Annotated in this window: 2 protein-coding genes; both read left to right on the top strand. The window is 44.9% G+C overall.

Translation table 11 applies throughout. The annotated features are described in order from the left end of the window. The first annotated feature begins 149 nt into the window (after window positions 1–149). A complete protein-coding gene (locus H528_RS13760; RefSeq protein ID WP_022854513.1) occupies window positions 150–407 on the top strand; it encodes an RpnC/YadD family protein in 258 nt (85 codons plus the stop codon). A gap of 646 nt (window positions 408–1053) precedes the next feature. Then, a partial coding sequence (locus H528_RS13755; RefSeq protein WP_033396604.1) for an AAA family ATPase occupies window positions 1054–1431 on the top strand: 378 nt, incomplete at its 3' end.

The raw sequence follows: 1431 nt of genomic DNA, 5'->3' as shown, positions 1-1431 counted from the left end.
AAACTGACGCTTTTTCATAGGACACCTCCCTTGGCAAACTATTTTAACTTAACTCTCCCTTTCTGAGGTGTCCGGATTTTTAAGGTAGCAGTATAGAGTTAACTTCCAAGTTTCACGAAGAAATCATAAGATATGAGGAGGAGAAGAAGATGCCCTATATAACTACGGCAGAAAAAATAGGGATCAAAAAAAGTTTTGAACAGGGGATAAAGCAAGGGATACAGCAGGGGATAAGGCAAGGGCTTCTTGAGGCCATCGAACTTGGTTTGAAATTAAAATTTGGTGCCAAGGGGCTTAAGCTCTTTTCTGCCATTAGCAAGATAGAAGACGTTGATAAGCTGAGGGCGATAAAAGAAGCTATAGAAGTAGCAGAAGATCTGTGTGACATAGAGGAATTGCTTTCTTAAGGTCAGGTAATCAGTAATCTGTGATCAGTGAACAGTGAGCAGAGGTAAAAGTTCTAGAGGTTGTAGAAGTTCTAGATGTTCTAGAGGTTGTAGAGGTTTTAGAGGTGGTAGAAGTTCTAAAGGTATGAAAGGCAAAAGGCGAAGGGCGAAGGGTGAGCAGTGATCAGTGAACGGTGATCGGTAGTAAATGTGATGGAGGTTCTAGAGGTTGTAGAAGTTCTAGATGTTTCCTAAGATTACCACGGCGACTGCGTCGCCTCGTGATGGGCGAAGGGCTCAAGAAGCTCCCATTTTTGTCATTCTGAGGGAACTTCTTTTTTGCCATTCTGAGGGAGCGCAAGCGACCGAAGAATCCAGAGGTCGATTAATGGATCCTTCGCTACGCTCAGGATGACAGAAAGGGGATGGCTCAGGATGACGGGAAAAGGGGAGTGGATCCCTTCGCCTCCGGCTCAGGGCAGGCTCTTCGCTGCGCTGACGCTTCGCTCGGGATGACAGAAAGTAAACCGTGATCGGTGAGCAGTGAGGAATGACCTGTAGAAGTTAAAGGCAAAGGGCTAAGGGCGAAAGGTGAAAGGGATCGGTTCTTTCCGAAAAATAGGAACGGATCCCAACACATTGATTTCATTTCTGCTATAATACCACTATGGCTAAGAAAAAGCTTCCCGTAGGGATACAGAGTTTTGTAGAAATCCGCACCGAGGGTTATTACTATGTGGATAAGACCCCCTTTGTGAAGAAACTCATTGACCAGGGAAAGTATTTTTTTCTCTCTCGTCCAAGGCGTTTCGGGAAAAGCCTATTTCTCGATACCCTGCGCCAGGCATTCCTGGGGAAACGCGAGCTCTTTAAGGGGCTTTTCCTTGAAGAGAAATGGGATTGGTCTAAGAAGTATCCTGTGATTTATATTTCCTTTGGCGCAGGGGTTGTCGAAGACGAAAACGACCTTATAAAACGTATCCTTCTGATTCTTGAAGAAAACCAGGAAACCTTAGAAATTACCTGTAAACACGCCGAAGATTAC

The organism is Thermodesulfatator atlanticus DSM 21156 (assembly GCF_000421585.1).
GTDB classification, from domain to species: Bacteria; Desulfobacterota; Thermodesulfobacteria; order Thermodesulfobacteriales; family Thermodesulfatatoraceae; genus Thermodesulfatator; species Thermodesulfatator atlanticus.
This window is presented reverse-complemented; position numbering and strand designations above follow the sequence as displayed.